The sequence below is a fragment of the Limosilactobacillus urinaemulieris genome (assembly GCF_014838745.1).
GTDB classification, from domain to species: Bacteria; Bacillota; Bacilli; order Lactobacillales; family Lactobacillaceae; genus Limosilactobacillus; species Limosilactobacillus urinaemulieris.
This window is the reverse complement of the sequence record NZ_JABUXR010000001.1, coordinates 140,715-155,850: the sequence shown is the minus strand read 5'-3', so window position 1 is coordinate 155,850 and position 15,136 is coordinate 140,715. Positions and strand designations below refer to the sequence as shown.

Below are 15,136 nucleotides of genomic sequence, written 5' to 3'. Positions count from 1 at the left end.
AAGTAAAACTTTACAAGTCTCACCAGGGTTAGATGAGTTCTCTGGATCGGTTCTTCAAGCTTCTTGCTGTTCAAGATAAGAACAGTGTCAAGGCAAAGAATGCTGACCCAGATGCATTAGACGAAAGTAAATTAAGTGACACGACAGAAGCTTATATTAAAGGGTTGTCTGCAATGACTGCCGTTCTTGGTGGTAGTGCAATGATGACTGGAAATGCTTTTGCCGATACTAATGTTCAAAAGCAAGCTAACTTAAACGGCAAACAAGTTTTAGGGACTGCTTCTCAGACTGAATCAACTTCAGCTTCCGTGAGCAACCAAAACTCTAGTACCGTTGATAGCTTAACCGCTAATAGTACTAGCCAATCACGGACTTACTCAGAAAGTAATGTTCAATCAAACAGCAACAGTACTAACTCAACTAGTATGAGCAATGCTTCAACTTCAGAAAGCAGCAGTACGTCAACAACCAGTGATTCCACTAGTTCTTCTACTTCAAGCAGTTCAAGTACCAGTGGTTCTACCGCATCAAACTCTAATTCAGCTTCTAGTTCTTCCAGTACTTTTGGCTCCACTAGTAGTTCAACAGATTCCGAAAGCACCAGTACACAAAACAACCTAAGTGGCAGTCAAAATAGTACTAGTGGTTCTACATCCGGCTCAACTGATAGTTTGAATACGTCAGTTGCTAGTTTAATGGCTAGTTCGTTAGCCACACAAACGTTGAACTTAGCCACACTTTCCGGCAATGGAACAGCTAATGCTCAACAATTGAAGTCTAACCTAACCCAAAAGAATGCCGTAACTGAACAGGAAGGTACCAAGGTTGGGACCGCCCAGGACTTCGTTACTGCGATCAAGAATAAGACAACTACTGTAGTCGATTTAACAGACGATATTGATCTTGGCGCTAATTACAATAACCAAATTTGGAAGATGAACCTTGATCATGACTTTACGATCAACGGGAATGGTCACACCTTAAATGTTGGGACAAATGAAATTTGGACTACCTATAGTAATCAGTCGAAGAAGATTAACGTTACGGTTAACGATGCAACGTTATTTAATGCAAGTCAACGTGGTGCAATTGCATTAACTGGTAGTGGTGCACAAAACTTAACATATAATAATGTTACTGCTTATGGTGGTACAGCTATATGGACAGATACCTTTGGTGCCGACAAGACATTTACCGCTAAAGGAGATACTACTGTTACTGGAGTTGCAAGATATTACTTAAATAATGAGCAACATGCACAAGGAAAAGTATATACTACAAAATACTTCCGAATGGGAACGCACCTTACAGGTAAACTTGCTCAACGCAATTCTAGCTTAATTTATACCAGTAATGGTGTAAATGTTGCAGATAATTCAAAACTAAGCGTATATACTGGACATACCGATTGGGGTATTCGTGCAACCGGTGATAATGTTAGTCATCAAAGTAGTGTGAATGTTGGACGTGGTGCAATACTTATGGTTGAAAACGTTGCGCCTTTTGTAAATCCTGGTGGTGGTTTTGGATCAGGTTATCCAGATGAACCAATGGAGAATGGATCACATTCTACCGGGAATATTCTTCTTAATGGTAATGACGTGTCATTTAATACTGCCGAGGGTAGTAAAGTTGAGTTGCTCTCACCACTACATACATCATCACTGATTTGTATGACTGATACAGTTCCTCAGAATGCTACGGTAAATCTTGCAAAGGGTAGTTATATATATATGACTACTCCTGGGACTGGTATTTTAATGCAAGGTAATGGTACTAATACTATCAATGCTAACGGTCAAGCTGTAATTGGCACTGATAATAGTAATAATGTTATGGATGATACTAATTCGGTAACTACAGGACTTATTGATTTTAATAATAATGGTCAAAATATTGTCAACTTCAATAGCGGTTCTATTAGTCAATTAGGGCTTCTGTATTATGCAAATGATGGATTTAATGTAGTGGACATGCTTTCCTCATCGAAAAATACAACGGTTAATATTAATCAGAATGCTACTGTCATTTTTATACAAGATGAACCTGGTCTCACACTGAATAAGATTTTCAGGACAACAGTCGATAGTCCATTAGTAGTTAATACTTATGGTGAAAGCATTAGTAATATTGGAGGAAACCTTAACGATAATTACTTCTCTCAAAATAGCGGCATTCTTGATGGCAATCAGTTATATGTTAAGTGGAAATTAGTCACGTCAGATTCGACAGGTTATTCTCCTGAAACCACTGCTGAAATTAATAAAGATGGTACGGTAAAGGTGACCAAAGGTAATTCAGAAGTTAATAATGTTTACCAATATAGTGTTCATGATCATAACCCCATAACATATGTGGGACTGCTTTACCAGCCTGGAAATGACTTACAAAGTAGCATGAGTTCTTCAGAGAGCACTAAGATTTCTATATCACAAAGCACTTCTCAGTCAACGGTAGACAGTGAATCATTATCTGACAGTGCTTCAGTATCTGACTCCTTGAGCAACTCTGTATCTACTAGCCTTAGTGATAGTGCAAGTCGTTCATTGAGTAACTCAATCAGTGACAGCAACTCCGCTTCAACTAGCTTGAGTACTAGTGAATCCGCATCACTTAGTCTCAGCGATTCACAAAGTGCTAGTGCATCTGCAAGTGTTAGTGCAAGTGCAAGTCAATCACTCAGTACTTCAACTTCAGACAGTTTGAGCAACTCTGCTTCAACTAGTTTGAGTTCTAGTGAATCTGCATCATTGAGCACCAGCTTGAGTGGTAGTCAATCCGAATCCACTAGTCTTAGCGATAGTGCATCACGGAGCTTGAGCACATCATTATCTGACAGTGCTTCAGTATCTGACTCCTTGAGCAACTCTGTATCTACTAGCCTTAGTGATAGTGCAAGTCGTTCATTGAGTAACTCAATCAGCGTTGGTGCATCTGAGTCATTATCCGCAAGCCTCAGTGAGAGCTTGAGTAACGCTTCAAGTGTCAGCGGTAGCAATGGTGGCCAAACTTCAACCAGCATCAATAATGGTGGTAAGAACAATGGCAACCAAGGTAACAACGGTGCTGCTAATAACGGCAACGGTGTAATCAACACTGGTAATACTGGCCTCACTGGTAACGGTGGTCTTACTAACCTCGGTTACGGCACAGGTGCAGGTCAAGTTGCATCAAGCCTTGACTTCGGTGCTGCAGGTCTTGCTGGTAACGGTGCTACTGGTACGGGAGCTGGTAATGGCGCAGCTGCTAGTCAGAAGGGTCACATGAGATTACCACAAACTGGTAATACTGGTAACGCTCAAATGTTAGCTGACCTTGGCTTCATCTCCGCAATGTTTGCTCTTCTTGGCATTGCAGGCGGTAAGAAGCGTAAGGATGACAACAAGTAGTCAGTGTTAAGTAACTAATGCGAAGTAATTCCGCATGAAATAGAAAGGCTCTTCGTCAAGAAGTACTGATGAGAAAATAGAATAAATTTTGTTAAGCAGCTCGTGCCTGGACTTTGGCACGAGCTGTTTGCTTATTCTTCCAGTTAATGGCGATATAAGTGTTAGGCAGAGCGAGGAGAATTCTGATTCTGAAATTGGCAAAGTTTCGGAATCCATAGGCAACCCGTTTGATGACCTTGATTTTATTGTTGGTTCCTTCAACGGGACCATTAGTGTAGCCCTCATACTTAAAGCTATGCAGAATCTCTTCCTTGTGCTGGCGCAATGTCCGCTGTACCTTTTGCAGGGGGTGAGGAAGCGCAGTTAGCTTGGTAGTAAGCAGTTGGTTTAGTCGACTACGACTTCGCTGACTGACGGCGAAGATTAAGTCTTGGTAGTAGCGGTAAGCCTGTGCAAGATCTTCATCAAAATCGAGCAAGCGATGAATAACTTCGACATCGGTCAATTGGGCATAGCCAAAGTTAGCCCGGCACCAGTAGTTATCATACTTGAGATCATTCGCTGGCGTTAGGATGAGCTTCCAGAAGTGTTTCAGCGCTCGCCACTGGTGAGTTCCTTTTCCAGCATTGTTCATGGCTTGGATTCGAATTTGATTAAGGGCACGGTAGGCCTGGGCAACGACATGAAAGTGATCCGCAAGAATAATGGCATTCGGGAATAGTTCTTGGATTAGGCGCCGATAAGGGGTGTATAAATCGACCGTAACGGTCTGGACAGCTAAGCGGGCTGAACGGTCGTAACGAAGAAAGTAGCTCCGTAAGTAACGATTACGGCGGGAAAGAATAATGTCCAAAGTTCGGTGGCGTTCAATATCCATCAAAATCATACTCATTCCACTGGGTGCCATCTTGCCAGATTTGAAGTCGTCAAAGGCCAGGTGCCGGGGAAGCCAACGGTAGTTGGGCTTGAAGGAACTATCAAGGTTAGTGATAACACGGCGAACTGTCCAGTCAGAAACACCCAGGCTTTTAGCTAAGTCTTTCTGTGATTGATTAGTGGTGAGAAGCATCATTGCCCGTTGCTTAATGGCCCAGGCGATATGAGTGTGGTAATCAATATCTTTAACTTGGGCAAGCCTGGTTACCATATTAGGACAGTCATCAGAAGGCTTACAGAGGTATTTTTGTTTCCGAATGGACCAAATCGTCGGTTTATAGTGGAATGCGGGACCAAGGGCATTGACGGTCCTAAAGCCATTTTTAAGCATGAGCTGGCCACAGCGTGGGCAGCGTAATGGATAAGATTGGATGAAGTGAATAACGATTCGGTCGCCTTGGTCTTCAATCGGTTCAGAAAAGTGTTTGTCATCTAATTCTAGGTGGTAATCTTTAACTCCTAAGGCAACTCTGGTAGAATAATTCATGAAAGATGGTCCTTTCTTAAACGAAGACGGGGTCCAACCATCTTTCGTTTTTTATTTTAAATTTAAACCAAAATAAGCACTGATGTTAAATCCATCAGTACTTAAAATTGTAGAGCCTAATTTACGATTTTTTGTATTCTTGAATAGTTCAATATGTATCTTATTAATGTATAATTAGGTGTAATTACTTATGAAGGAATAAACTAAGATAATGGACATCAATAATCTTAATGAGAACGAAGTGAGAACTCTAATTGAAGCCGAGAAGAATCTAACTAATGAATTGGAATATCAAGAAATTGTTAATCAAATTCAGCAAACGTTAATTTTATCTTCTCATACTTATCGAACTTCAGTAGAAGATGAAAAGCGAAAGATTATATATCAATTTCAAGTTCATTCAACGCCTATTGCTACTAGATTTTCTGTTGGCCTTATGTTTATTGATAATCGAATTCATTTAATTAGGTTAGATTTTGGTGATGATCTACGACATACGAATAACTATGGGACAGATAATGAAATTGTTGTATTAGGTTCACATGCACACGTATATTCTCCAGCAGGAAAGTATATCTCAAAAAATGTGATTCCCATTAGTAGTATCGAAGAGTTTAAGAATATAAAAAGATAAAAGATGGAATTGATCAGTTTATAGGCTATACGCATATAAATAGTACGACTAGGAAGTGAAATCCCTTGAATAATGCTTTTTTACTTGAAAATAACTACTATAAATGGCTAAAAAATGATTTAATTTTTAAAAATATTGAAGACGACTACGTTTCAATTAGTACGCCATTTATTGATACTAATTTCGATAATATTAATTTGTATGCCCGTTTCTTATCTAAGGATAAAGTAGAAGTATCAGATTTTGGTTATACCATTGCAAATCTAGAGGATACTGGGATTCATCTTGATCGTCGCTCTAAAGTAGCTTGGCGAATTTATACGAACGCATTAAATGATTTTGGGATTACTAGAGAGGACGAAGCATTGTTAATCAGAACTTCTCTAGATAATTTTGCAGTGGCGAAGAATCGATTATTACAAGCGATTATGAGGATTAATGATATTTCTTATTTAAGTAAGGGAAATGTCAAAGAAGCATTTAATGATATTATTGAAGAGTTCTTACTTAAAGAAGAAGTTTTATATACTCCTAATGTTGAAATCGCGAATGGAAACGGTATTTCATCTCATTTTGACTTTTCAATTCCTAGTAAATCAGGGGTTGAGCGTTTAGTAAAAACTTCTGCTCGACCTAATGATTTGAACTATGCCAAAGCATTTAATTTTGACGTTCGGGTAACGCTTCCGTCAAGATCTAATGCTAAATTCTATTATGTGTTGAATGACTTTACTCATAAAGTTAAGTTAAAAAGAGACCATTAATACTGCGCTTACTGGACTTGAAGATGGAATTGCTGATGTTACTGGGTTTGAAGAGATCACTAAGAATAATAATGTATTGGTAAATGAGTAAAGTGTTAATTGTAAGAGGTATGTATTTTATGAATATCGATGTCTCTTCTTAAAGAGCAATGTTGGTATTTATTTCCCTGTTATAATTGACATAGAAAAAAGCGACTTGAGATAATCTTATGGACCAAGTTCGAAGGGCCTTGGGAGTAGGTGTAGAACTAACATTACCTCAGTTCTGGTTAAATCAGTTCTGAGGTTTTGCTTTTTAGAGGAGTGAATTTCATTTATGTCAAAAATTTTAATTACTGGTGCTCACGGTTAACTGGGTACTGAACTGTGTCACTTGCTTGATGAACGGGGGATTGAATATGTTGCCTGTGGTTCGAAAGAATTGGATATTACCAACCGAGCTCAAGTTCAAGCAAAGTTCACTGAATTAAAGCCGGAAGCTGTCTTTCATTGTGCAGCTTATACTGCAGTTGATAAGGCGGAAGATGAAGCTAAGGATCTTAACTGGCAAGTGAACGAGCAGGGAACGAAAAACATCGCGAATGCCGCGCAACAGTTTGGCGCAACGCTGATTTATATTAGCACTGATTATGTTTTTGATGGGACTAGCGAAGGTGAATACCAAGTTGCCGCACCAACAAATCCAAAAAATGAATATAGAAAGGCAAAATTAGCTGGTGAAGAAGCTGTTAAGTCGATTATGGATAAGTACTATATTATTCGGACCTCTTGGGTGTTCGGTGAATATAGAAAGAACTTTGTCTACACGATGCTTCGTCTAGCTAAGACTCACGATCATTTAACAGTAGTTGATGATCAAGTCGGCCGGCCAACATGGACGCGGACGTTAGCTAAATTTATGCTATATGCAATTGACCATCAGATCCCATATGGTACTTACCAGCTATCAAATGATGATTCTTGTACTTGGTATGAATTTGCTCGAGAGATCTTAAAAAATGAAAATGTTGAAGTTAGCCCCGTTACTTCAGCCGAATATCCGCAAAAGGCTTACCGTCCGCGGCATTCAATCATGAGCTTGAATAAGGTCAAAGCAACTGGATTTGAAGTTCCAACGTGGCAAGAGGCGTTGGGAAGGTTTATGGATGAAGTTGGTGAGGATAAGTAAAACCTGGTGCATTACTACTAAGGGGAGAAATTATGTCAGCAGAGTCGTCACTAAAAAATATTATTAATTAAATAGAAAGTATTCAAATTAATCGTGAAAAGATATTTAGACAATCAACCGCCCAAATTGATCATAATGTTGATAAACTAATTCAGCTTAACCAAATACTAATTAGTGCCTTTACCGATGAACTAAGTCAACATCTTTCTCGGAAAACAATTACTCGACACCATCATCGCCTTGATGATTTTCTAAGTGGTTACTTAGCTGGTAACTTAGAAAATCTTTTTGGGGATGAAGTCGTTGATCTAGAACTGGCTCTGGATGCTGGCTTTTCTGTAGAAGAGTTGCGTCAGACTAAGACAGCATTAAATAAATTCTATAAGTTTCTTCGTAGTCAAAAATTAATTATTGGTGCTCTTTATCAGCAACAGCTTGAGACTTTAAAGCCACAATTCAGTGCTGCAGAAGCACGACAAATGCTTCGAGAAGAAAATCAAAGACTTTTAGCTGCATTAGAAGCAAGTAGTCCAGTATTTAGTGCTGAGATTGATGAGCTGATTGAACATTATTTTGATGCTTTTGCTAATTTGTATGGTGTAATTTCCTGCGATCAAGCTTATCGGATTATTCGTCGACAAAATCCACAGTTAGAATTGTCAGTTGATGATTTTATTCAATTAATTGAACGCTTTCAATACCAGAACCAGCATTTATATAGTCTTGTTTCTTCGCCACAAATGACGATAATCAATCATGAATTATTAACTGCTCCTGATAGCCTATCAAGCCTTCACGAATTAACTGAAGGACGTCCTTTCGCAATTCCAAAGCGAACAATTTTACTAAAGTACGTTGATGAAGATTATGTTGAAGATTCTCCACAATTGAAGAACCTTAAAATATTTTATCAGGACGTTCTGGGAATACCTGAATCTAAATTATTGGATAATATAAACGATACAATTAGAAAATTCCGAACTTGGACATCAGACAAAATAAATCCGTTATTTAGTGAGATTAATGAAATGCTCCTTAAGCAAGACTATGGATGCAAGGATCGAGCAGAATTGGAACAGTTAGTTCAGAATTTAATTGCTCTTTATAACATTACGCCAAAATGGTCATTGCGTGGACACTCTCCTTCACAGGCAAGGACATATCCGAATGCACTTGAATTGCTGGATAATCATCAGTCAACTTTGAATAAACGATTAGTTAAAATGATCAAGTCGGCGACAATTGATCCAATTGAAATTATTTTGTATTTACTTACAGATAGTGACTTTGATCAGAGTACTATCAGACGGTTTGAACAGCAACTCATAAATTTAGATATCCCGTCATTAGATTAAAATCGGATAAAATCCTTCTAAAATTGGTAACTTAAGCTGATTTTAGAAGGATTTTTTGCGTATGGGTGTTAGTAATAGCGATTAGCGATATTGTTCATTATTAAAAATGTGAAGGTCCCCTTTTCGAACTAACGTTTGCTAAAGAGCAAAAATTGATGTATTATTATGTAAAAACATATGTTCGAAAGGAGATAACGTTATGGAAAATAAAGGTGAAATAAACTTTTGTTGGGATAAAATAGGTAATCGATTAAGAAATTTAGATAAAACTGAAGTCAAAAATATAATTGCAGATTATTATACGAATAAAATAAAAGTAAAAGATATTATTACGAAGTATCATTTTAAATATACTTAGTCCTCAATTAATAAAAGAGTTTCCTCCAATAGTTGTGGATAAAAAATGTCCTTATGACAATGAAAAAATGATCGTTAATTTGCATAGTCGAGACGGGCTTGGATTAAGTGGTGAACCATACTGTCCAATTTGTGGGCATCAGAATTCACAATATTGTCGTTGTGAAAACTGTTTGGAGGAAGAGAAAAAGTATTTAGAGAATTTACGTAATAAGGTTCGTGATACCTATTTAGTTCCTAAAGAGAAAGTAAAAATTGAAGAACTCACACTAAGAGATAAGTTACTTTTAGCAGCGGTGTTAAAAACTGGTTTGAATGAGGAGACAACTAAAATAATTGGGAGTAAGTTAGCGGAAGGGAAGCTTTCACCGTTAGCAGATATGAACAAAGATATTTTATCTAATTTAGTATCTAAAGCTATAATTTTAGTTGATCCAGAATCATCACTCGATGCCTTTACCGATGAGAATTTCCCTGAAACTTATTATATTTATAAAGTCGATTATCTGCTTAATGTAACTAGCGAGAACGATAATCATGATCAATTAATTGGGATGTTAGAGTATCCAAAATCTGAAGAATTTTATTTAGAACCTAAAATAAGTTTAGGTTTTTGGAAAGAATTGGCTTTGGCAGAGTGTATAGAATTTTTGAATTATCGAATGAAGGCTGTTGGCTTTAATTTCAATCCAGGAAAAAAGACAAATTTGGTATTAAATAATTTACTAAATAATTTTTCTATCGGTCAAATCTGGCGGTTAATTTATATCTCTGTTGCTTACGTAGTTCAGTGGCAAACCGAGGAAAAAGTACCAAAGAAAAGAGCTGCTAATTCAGTGATAACAGGATTAGAATCGCGAGGTCAAAGAGCAATTGCAGAGGATTGGAATTTAAGAAATTTTGGTCGTAACTATAATTTACCTGAAAGTATGCTAGCAAGGACATTATATGATGGTATTTTAAAGATTGGTAATGAGGGTATAACGGAGATACCATCAATTAAGTTAATTGGTAGGGGTAAATCTAGTGAAAGATAAATTGCTCAATTATTTGATATACACAAGATAGTGTGTATAATCAAAGGAGGAGGTAAAGGTATGCCCATTAAGGCAAGAAAAATGATTCACTATCTTGTGAAAGTTGGATTTAAGGAAGTTGCTAAAAGTGGTGGTCATCGAAAGTTTGTTCATCCAGATGGCCGCATGACTGAGGTTCCCATGCATAGCAAAGAGCTAACTCCTTTTACACAAAGAAAAATAATACAAGAAGCCAAGTTGAAAATTAAATAAGTAATAGGAATACGGCATACTAACTATTAATTATGAAAGAAAAAATTTTAATTTATCCAGTGATTGTAACAGAGTGTAATGATGAGGCAGGTCATTATTATGGGATCTCTTCTCCAAATATTAAGGGGATGGTTACAGATGGTAAAACTATGCAGGAAGCTATCCTTCATGCGGAAGATGCTATAGCAACGATGATTAGTGATATGGCGGACTATCCGGAAGTACAAGATCCGAGAAAGTGGAAACTTGGTAAAGACGATTCAGTTATGTGGGTTACAGTGAATATGGCAAAGTGGCTTAACCAGTATGGTAAAACCGTGCGTCGGAATATTTCACTCCCAGAAGGATTGAATAACTGGGCGAAAGAGAATAATATTAATGTTTCTCAAGTTACAACTAATGCTTTAAGAGAAATGAAAGAAGCATAAATAAAAGAAGTTAAGGATAGATGAATCCCTAACTTCTTTTATTTATCTTAATGACTTCCGGTAACCGGCGGCTTATGCTTCAGCTTCAGAATTGAAGTAAACAGCATTGGCGGAATTCATATGATAACCTTGTTGGTCTGGTGTATGGTAAATCTTTGAACGAGAATTACCAACTATTAAACCATTAGCTTCATCGGTCTTCATGTCTCCATTGTTTTCAATGGATGAACTTGAAGATGATATACTACTTGCTTCCTCGCTTGATGCGCTACTATCATCATTTTGGGGAGCTGGCTTAACATAAGCAGTATTTTTTACTACAAAGACTTCTTTATTACTCTGACTTTCCTCAGTAGATTTAGCTGAGACAATAAATTTACATTTTTTAGTTGAGGTAGCCAGATTTATCTTTTTGGTAAAATTACCATTCTCATCAGGTTTAACCTTATAGTGATGCTTATTACCGTTATGCTTTTCAATAGTGATAACCGCATCTTTGTCAGCCTTACCTGTAAAGGTGACGCTTCCGTCATTCTCAGAGTCAATTTTGATACTTTGATTTGTCACTTGTGCATTGTGACCATCTGGGATATTAACGGTAAGCTGCGTCCTACTAGCTAGAGTAGGTGTAATGAATAAACATAATCCGGCAATTACTCCGCCCAAAACCGATACAAACTTTTTCATATAGAAATACTCCTCCTTGGTTATTTCTACGCTTGTCTATAATAGGTTATCATACTTTAGTATAAATAATAAGGTGAAAATGATAGTTCACTTTTCCTTAACCTCGTGTTCCAAAACAAGTAATTTTCATCTGCCATTAGATAAAAAATACCTTCTCAAGACTGAATCTTTATTTAGCCTTGAGGAGGTTATTTATTTTACTTATCTTCCGAATGCCGTGCACCAATCTGGAAATCATCCGCATGCTCAAACATATATTTAACTGTTAGTGGCTCGTCTCCAGTTAATTTTTGAAAATCATTAGTCTGGAGACTCATTTTACCTTCACGAATTGCTTGGCCAAAAGTTACCATCCCATCACTAGAGAATGGAGCTTCTGAATCTTCTTTAAATTTACCATCTGTGGTACGAGGAACTCCCATTGCATCAAAGACTTCATAGTTTTGTTCATCAGTAATTTCCTGATAAGTAACATGATTATCTGTTGCTTCATTTCCAATTTGAATGAATTTACTAATTGTCATGGCTTCAGGCCCGTTAATGTTTAAAATTGCGTGATGATAGTCATTCGAAGCTAGTGCATAAGCTGCAGCTTTGGCACAATCTCGTCGGGAGATATAAGCCATCAAACCATTACCTTGATTATTCTTTAATATCCCATCACCCTTAACATAGGTAAAGTAGTTAGTAATCATTGCTTCTGCATACTGTGAATTCCGAAGAAAAATATAGTCTAATCCTGAATCCTTAATATAATTTTCAGTATAGATATGATCTTTCTTTTCAACACTCGGGTTAGTAGGATCATCTGCATTGACGAGTGAAGTGTACACGATCTGTTTAACGCCAGCTTTTTTAGCAGCGTCAACGACATTCTTATGAGCTGCTTGACGTTTTTTCCCAACAAATGGCATTGAAATTAAAAGTAATTTGGCGCCATGCTGAAATGCTTCTGCTAGACCGTCATAATGATTAAAATCAGTCTGGTACGTTTCAATTCCCAATTGTTCGTAATCGTTCAATGCTTCTTTATCATAGCTACAAAAAATTAGCTTATCTGCTGGTACTAACTTTTGAATTTCTTGCGCAGCTACTTTTCCTAAGTTGCCATCAATTCCAGTAACGATTAATTTTTCCATTATCTATATCCTCCATTATTTTTCTGTTGTGTGACGTTCACCAAGAAGAAACTCGTCTTGGTGCTCAAACATGTATTTCATTGTAATCGGCTGGTGACCAGTTAATTGGACGAAATCGCTGACCGGAACGTCAAGGAATCCCTCTCTTACAGTCGTTCCAAAGCTTACCATTCCTTCAGATGTTGCCTGAATTGGACTTTTAGAAAAATCTCCATCAGTGGTTCGTGGAACATGGATACTATCAAAGTATTGATAAAGTTCCTGGTCGGTTATCTGCTTGTATTTAATATTAGCTCCAGTTACTTTATTGGCAATATTAAGAAAGTCTTGATAGCTATATGGTGTAATCCCGTTAATGTTGAGAACCTCTCGGTGAAGTAGGGTATTATTAAGGGCAAAAGCAATTGCTAATGCGGCATCTTTGCGGGAAATAAACCAGACACGCCCTGTGCCCATATTTTTATTAATCGCTGCTTCGTGATTATCAACTGCTCTGAGGTAGTCAGAAATAAAAGCTTCAGCAAATAATGAATTACGTAAAATGATGTAATCAAGGGGTGAGTTTTGAATTAAGGTTTCTGTATAGCCATGATCGATATTTTCTACACTTGGATTTAATGGGTTAGCTGATGAAAGAACAGAGGTATAAATAATTTGTTTAACGTTTGCTCTTACACAGGTATCAATCACGTTTTTATGGGCTTGGCGACGTTTTTTACCAACAAATGGCATTGAAATTAATAAAACTTTATCTGCATCCTTAAAAACGGGATCCAAAGTTTCGGTATAGGTAAAATCAACCACTGCTGTTTTGAACCCTAGCTTTTGGTATTGTTGTAATGGCTCTTTAGAAGGAGCAGTAAGAATGACATGTTCCTTTGGAATTAAGTTAGTAATATCAGTAACAACTTGCTTACCAAGATTGCCATCAACTCCATTGATAATTATTTTGCTCATTGCTTGTTTCTCCTTTCACATTCTATAATTAAAGTATAGTGATGGATTTTTGCTAAATCATCATTCAATTATCGTCAATTTTCAGCGTATTATTACTACATAATGTAGGAGAAACATGAAATGAAACTAAAACTATTCTTAGACTCAATTGTAGATCGTTACAATTTAAACAATGAATTACTGGATGTTGAAATTAATCAAGTGAACTTTAAATTACACTCAAAAACTATTCAAGTGGTGGATCCTCTAGGCCAGCAACTGATCGGAAACATTCTGATTGTAGATCAAAGGCCATGTAATAATGATGAATCATGGTTAATTACTAAAAACTCAGCGACAATATTTTTTACTGAGTTTCAGAGTAAGATTATTCAGTATTTAAAATGGGAAGATCAGTTATCCCAATCACTTTCTTACAAGCAACCAGTTAAAAGGATTCTTCATGTTTTACAGCAAAAAATAATTAACCCGCTCTTGATTTTTGATTCTAGTTTAAAGCTATTAGGACACAGTTCGGGTAACCGGAACCAATTAACTGATTGGCAAAAAAGTGTTAGGGCAGGTTATATTAGTGTAAGTGGAAAGACTAATTCTAAATTAGCTGAGCTTTTTAATTCAACTGAGATAATTTCTGGTCGAGTATGCCGGTTATCTGGTTTTAAATTACCGTTCTACCTTCAAGAGATTATTTTACGGAATGATGATCACTTTTATATGATTATTGTGCTTGAAGAGCAGAGTAAACTTCAGAAGGATTTGGCTGTTATTGAATCAGTAACTGATAAAATTGCGGCAACGGTTGGTCTTCATAATTTTCCGTATCAATCACGAGGTGGCAATCTTGAGGGACTATTACGAGATATTTTGGTTCGCCCTAACATTTCAATTAATGAGATTCAGAATCGGCTACAATTTGATCCACATCGGTTAAAGAGACCGTTACGGGTTTTATGCCTTAAGACGCCGCATTCCAATCTTCAACCATTAGGAACAATTCTGACAAAGTTTGTCGTTTTTCATTATGAACAGTATGACGTTTATGTCATTGAGGATAGTAACCCAACGATTCTTAAAACCATTATTCAGGAGTTAGACCCATACTTGAAAGCAAATAGCACTTGTGCAGGAATCAGTAATGCTTTTACTCAGTTACATCAATTTAACCAGTTTTACCAACAAGCTGACCGGGCAATTAAGCTTGGGAAAAGTGTTGGGATTAACGGATATCACGATTATATTGCAGCAGATTTAATCGATCATATTAGTCAGGATCAATCGCTTAGTAATTATCTAAGTAAAAAGGTGCTGGAGCTAAAAGAAAAGGATCAAAAACTATTTCAAACACTAAAAACATTCCTAATTAATCGTGAGAACAAAAAAGAGACAGCCATTGAGTTGCAAATCCATCGATCGACTCTGAATTACCGATTAAGTAAGATCGAAGAAAAGTATAATATTGAGTTAACAACACCTAATCAATATCTCTATACATTATTATCGACGTTGCTTATAGATTAAACTTTGGCATGGAAAAAGAGAGCAATAA

Annotated in this window: 14 protein-coding genes; 10 read left to right on the top strand and 4 right to left on the bottom strand. The window is 36.9% G+C overall.

Annotated elements, in window-relative coordinates; translation table 11 throughout:
• The first annotated feature begins 32 nt into the window (after positions 1 to 32).
• Positions 33 to 3,389 (top strand): pectate lyase-like adhesive domain-containing protein, encoded by a 3,357-nt coding sequence (locus HUK45_RS00745; protein WP_191910640.1) that lies wholly within the window; start codon positions 33 to 35, stop codon positions 3,387 to 3,389.
• Between the two features lie 91 nt (positions 3,390 to 3,480).
• Here the strand turns inward: HUK45_RS00745 and HUK45_RS00740 are convergent, their stop codons facing one another.
• Entirely contained in the window at positions 3,481 to 4,812 is a 1,332-nt protein-coding gene (locus HUK45_RS00740; protein ID WP_191910639.1) for an ISL3 family transposase, read from the bottom strand.
• Positions 4,813 to 5,023: 211 nt separating this feature from the next.
• Between HUK45_RS00740 and HUK45_RS09480 the strand changes: the two genes are divergently transcribed.
• The 8 genes from HUK45_RS09480 to HUK45_RS00700 all read left to right on the top strand — a co-directional run bounded on the left by HUK45_RS09480 (position 5,024) and on the right by HUK45_RS00700 (position 10,807).
• Positions 5,024 to 5,446 carry a DUF6978 family protein gene (locus HUK45_RS09480; protein ID WP_235971898.1) on the top strand — a complete coding sequence of 141 codons (423 nt, stop codon included), beginning with the start codon at positions 5,024 to 5,026 and terminating at the stop codon, positions 5,444 to 5,446.
• Between the two features lie 65 nt (positions 5,447 to 5,511).
• Complete coding sequence (locus tag HUK45_RS00730) at positions 5,512 to 6,210, top strand: DUF1828 domain-containing protein (protein ID WP_191910638.1); 699 nt, start codon at positions 5,512 to 5,514, stop codon at positions 6,208 to 6,210.
• Between the two features lie 352 nt (positions 6,211 to 6,562).
• Entirely contained in the window at positions 6,563 to 7,378 is an 816-nt protein-coding gene (rfbD, locus tag HUK45_RS00725; protein WP_235971906.1) for a dTDP-4-dehydrorhamnose reductase, read from the top strand.
• 347 nt (positions 7,379 to 7,725) lie between these two features.
• Positions 7,726 to 8,733, top strand: coding sequence for a hypothetical protein (locus tag HUK45_RS00720; protein ID WP_191910637.1), 1,008 nt, complete (start codon positions 7,726 to 7,728; stop codon positions 8,731 to 8,733).
• 199 nt (positions 8,734 to 8,932) lie between these two features.
• On the top strand, positions 8,933 to 9,091 hold the full coding sequence (locus tag HUK45_RS00715; RefSeq protein WP_191910636.1) for a hypothetical protein: 159 nt from the start codon (positions 8,933 to 8,935) through the stop codon (positions 9,089 to 9,091).
• 34 nt (positions 9,092 to 9,125) lie between these two features.
• Positions 9,126 to 10,127: a hypothetical protein gene (locus HUK45_RS00710; RefSeq protein WP_191910635.1), complete on the top strand. Its 1,002-nt coding sequence runs from the start codon at positions 9,126 to 9,128 to the stop codon at positions 10,125 to 10,127.
• 60 nt (positions 10,128 to 10,187) lie between these two features.
• Positions 10,188 to 10,379 carry a type II toxin-antitoxin system HicA family toxin gene (locus tag HUK45_RS00705; protein ID WP_191910634.1) on the top strand — a complete coding sequence of 64 codons (192 nt, stop codon included), beginning with the start codon at positions 10,188 to 10,190 and terminating at the stop codon, positions 10,377 to 10,379.
• 32 nt (positions 10,380 to 10,411) lie between these two features.
• Entirely contained in the window at positions 10,412 to 10,807 is a 396-nt protein-coding gene (locus HUK45_RS00700; protein ID WP_102169262.1) for a type II toxin-antitoxin system HicB family antitoxin, read from the top strand.
• Positions 10,808 to 10,879: 72 nt separating this feature from the next.
• On the opposite strand, the gene HUK45_RS00695 is transcribed toward HUK45_RS00700, so the two are convergent.
• The 3 genes from HUK45_RS00695 to HUK45_RS00685 all read right to left on the bottom strand — a co-directional run bounded on the left by HUK45_RS00695 (position 10,880) and on the right by HUK45_RS00685 (position 13,590).
• Entirely contained in the window at positions 10,880 to 11,494 is a 615-nt protein-coding gene (locus HUK45_RS00695; RefSeq protein ID WP_191910633.1) for a sunset domain-containing protein, read from the bottom strand.
• Between the two features lie 197 nt (positions 11,495 to 11,691).
• A complete protein-coding gene (locus tag HUK45_RS00690) occupies positions 11,692 to 12,633 on the bottom strand; it encodes an NAD(P)H-binding protein (protein WP_191910632.1) in 942 nt (313 codons plus the stop codon).
• Between the two features lie 15 nt (positions 12,634 to 12,648).
• Positions 12,649 to 13,590 carry an NAD(P)H-binding protein gene (locus tag HUK45_RS00685; protein WP_191910631.1) on the bottom strand — a complete coding sequence of 314 codons (942 nt, stop codon included), beginning with the start codon at positions 13,588 to 13,590 and terminating at the stop codon, positions 12,649 to 12,651.
• A gap of 120 nt (positions 13,591 to 13,710) precedes the next feature.
• On the opposite strand from HUK45_RS00685, the gene HUK45_RS00680 reads away from it, so the two are divergent.
• Complete coding sequence (locus tag HUK45_RS00680; RefSeq protein WP_191910630.1) at positions 13,711 to 15,108, top strand: PucR family transcriptional regulator; 1,398 nt, start codon at positions 13,711 to 13,713, stop codon at positions 15,106 to 15,108.
• The last annotated feature ends 28 nt before the right edge of the window (positions 15,109 to 15,136 follow it).

Bases quoted from the DNA above. Each gene is read 5' to 3' on its own strand.
- HUK45_RS00745 (WP_191910640.1), top strand. From the start codon at position 33: ATGAGTTCTCTGGATCGGTTCTTCAAGCTTCTTGCTGTTCAAGATAAG.
- HUK45_RS00740 (WP_191910639.1), bottom strand. From the start codon at position 4,812: ATGAATTATTCTACCAGAGTTGCCTTAGGAGTTAAAGATTACCACCTA.
- HUK45_RS09480 (WP_235971898.1), top strand. From the start codon at position 5,024: ATGGACATCAATAATCTTAATGAGAACGAAGTGAGAACTCTAATTGAA.
- HUK45_RS00715 (WP_191910636.1), top strand. From the start codon at position 8,933: ATGGAAAATAAAGGTGAAATAAACTTTTGTTGGGATAAAATAGGTAAT.
- HUK45_RS00705 (WP_191910634.1), top strand. From the start codon at position 10,188: ATGCCCATTAAGGCAAGAAAAATGATTCACTATCTTGTGAAAGTTGGA.
- HUK45_RS00700 (WP_102169262.1), top strand. From the start codon at position 10,412: ATGAAAGAAAAAATTTTAATTTATCCAGTGATTGTAACAGAGTGTAAT.
- HUK45_RS00695 (WP_191910633.1), bottom strand. From the start codon at position 11,494: ATGAAAAAGTTTGTATCGGTTTTGGGCGGAGTAATTGCCGGATTATGT.
- HUK45_RS00690 (WP_191910632.1), bottom strand. From the start codon at position 12,633: ATGGAAAAATTAATCGTTACTGGAATTGATGGCAACTTAGGAAAAGTA.
- HUK45_RS00685 (WP_191910631.1), bottom strand. From the start codon at position 13,590: ATGAGCAAAATAATTATCAATGGAGTTGATGGCAATCTTGGTAAGCAA.
- HUK45_RS00680 (WP_191910630.1), top strand. From the start codon at position 13,711: ATGAAACTAAAACTATTCTTAGACTCAATTGTAGATCGTTACAATTTA.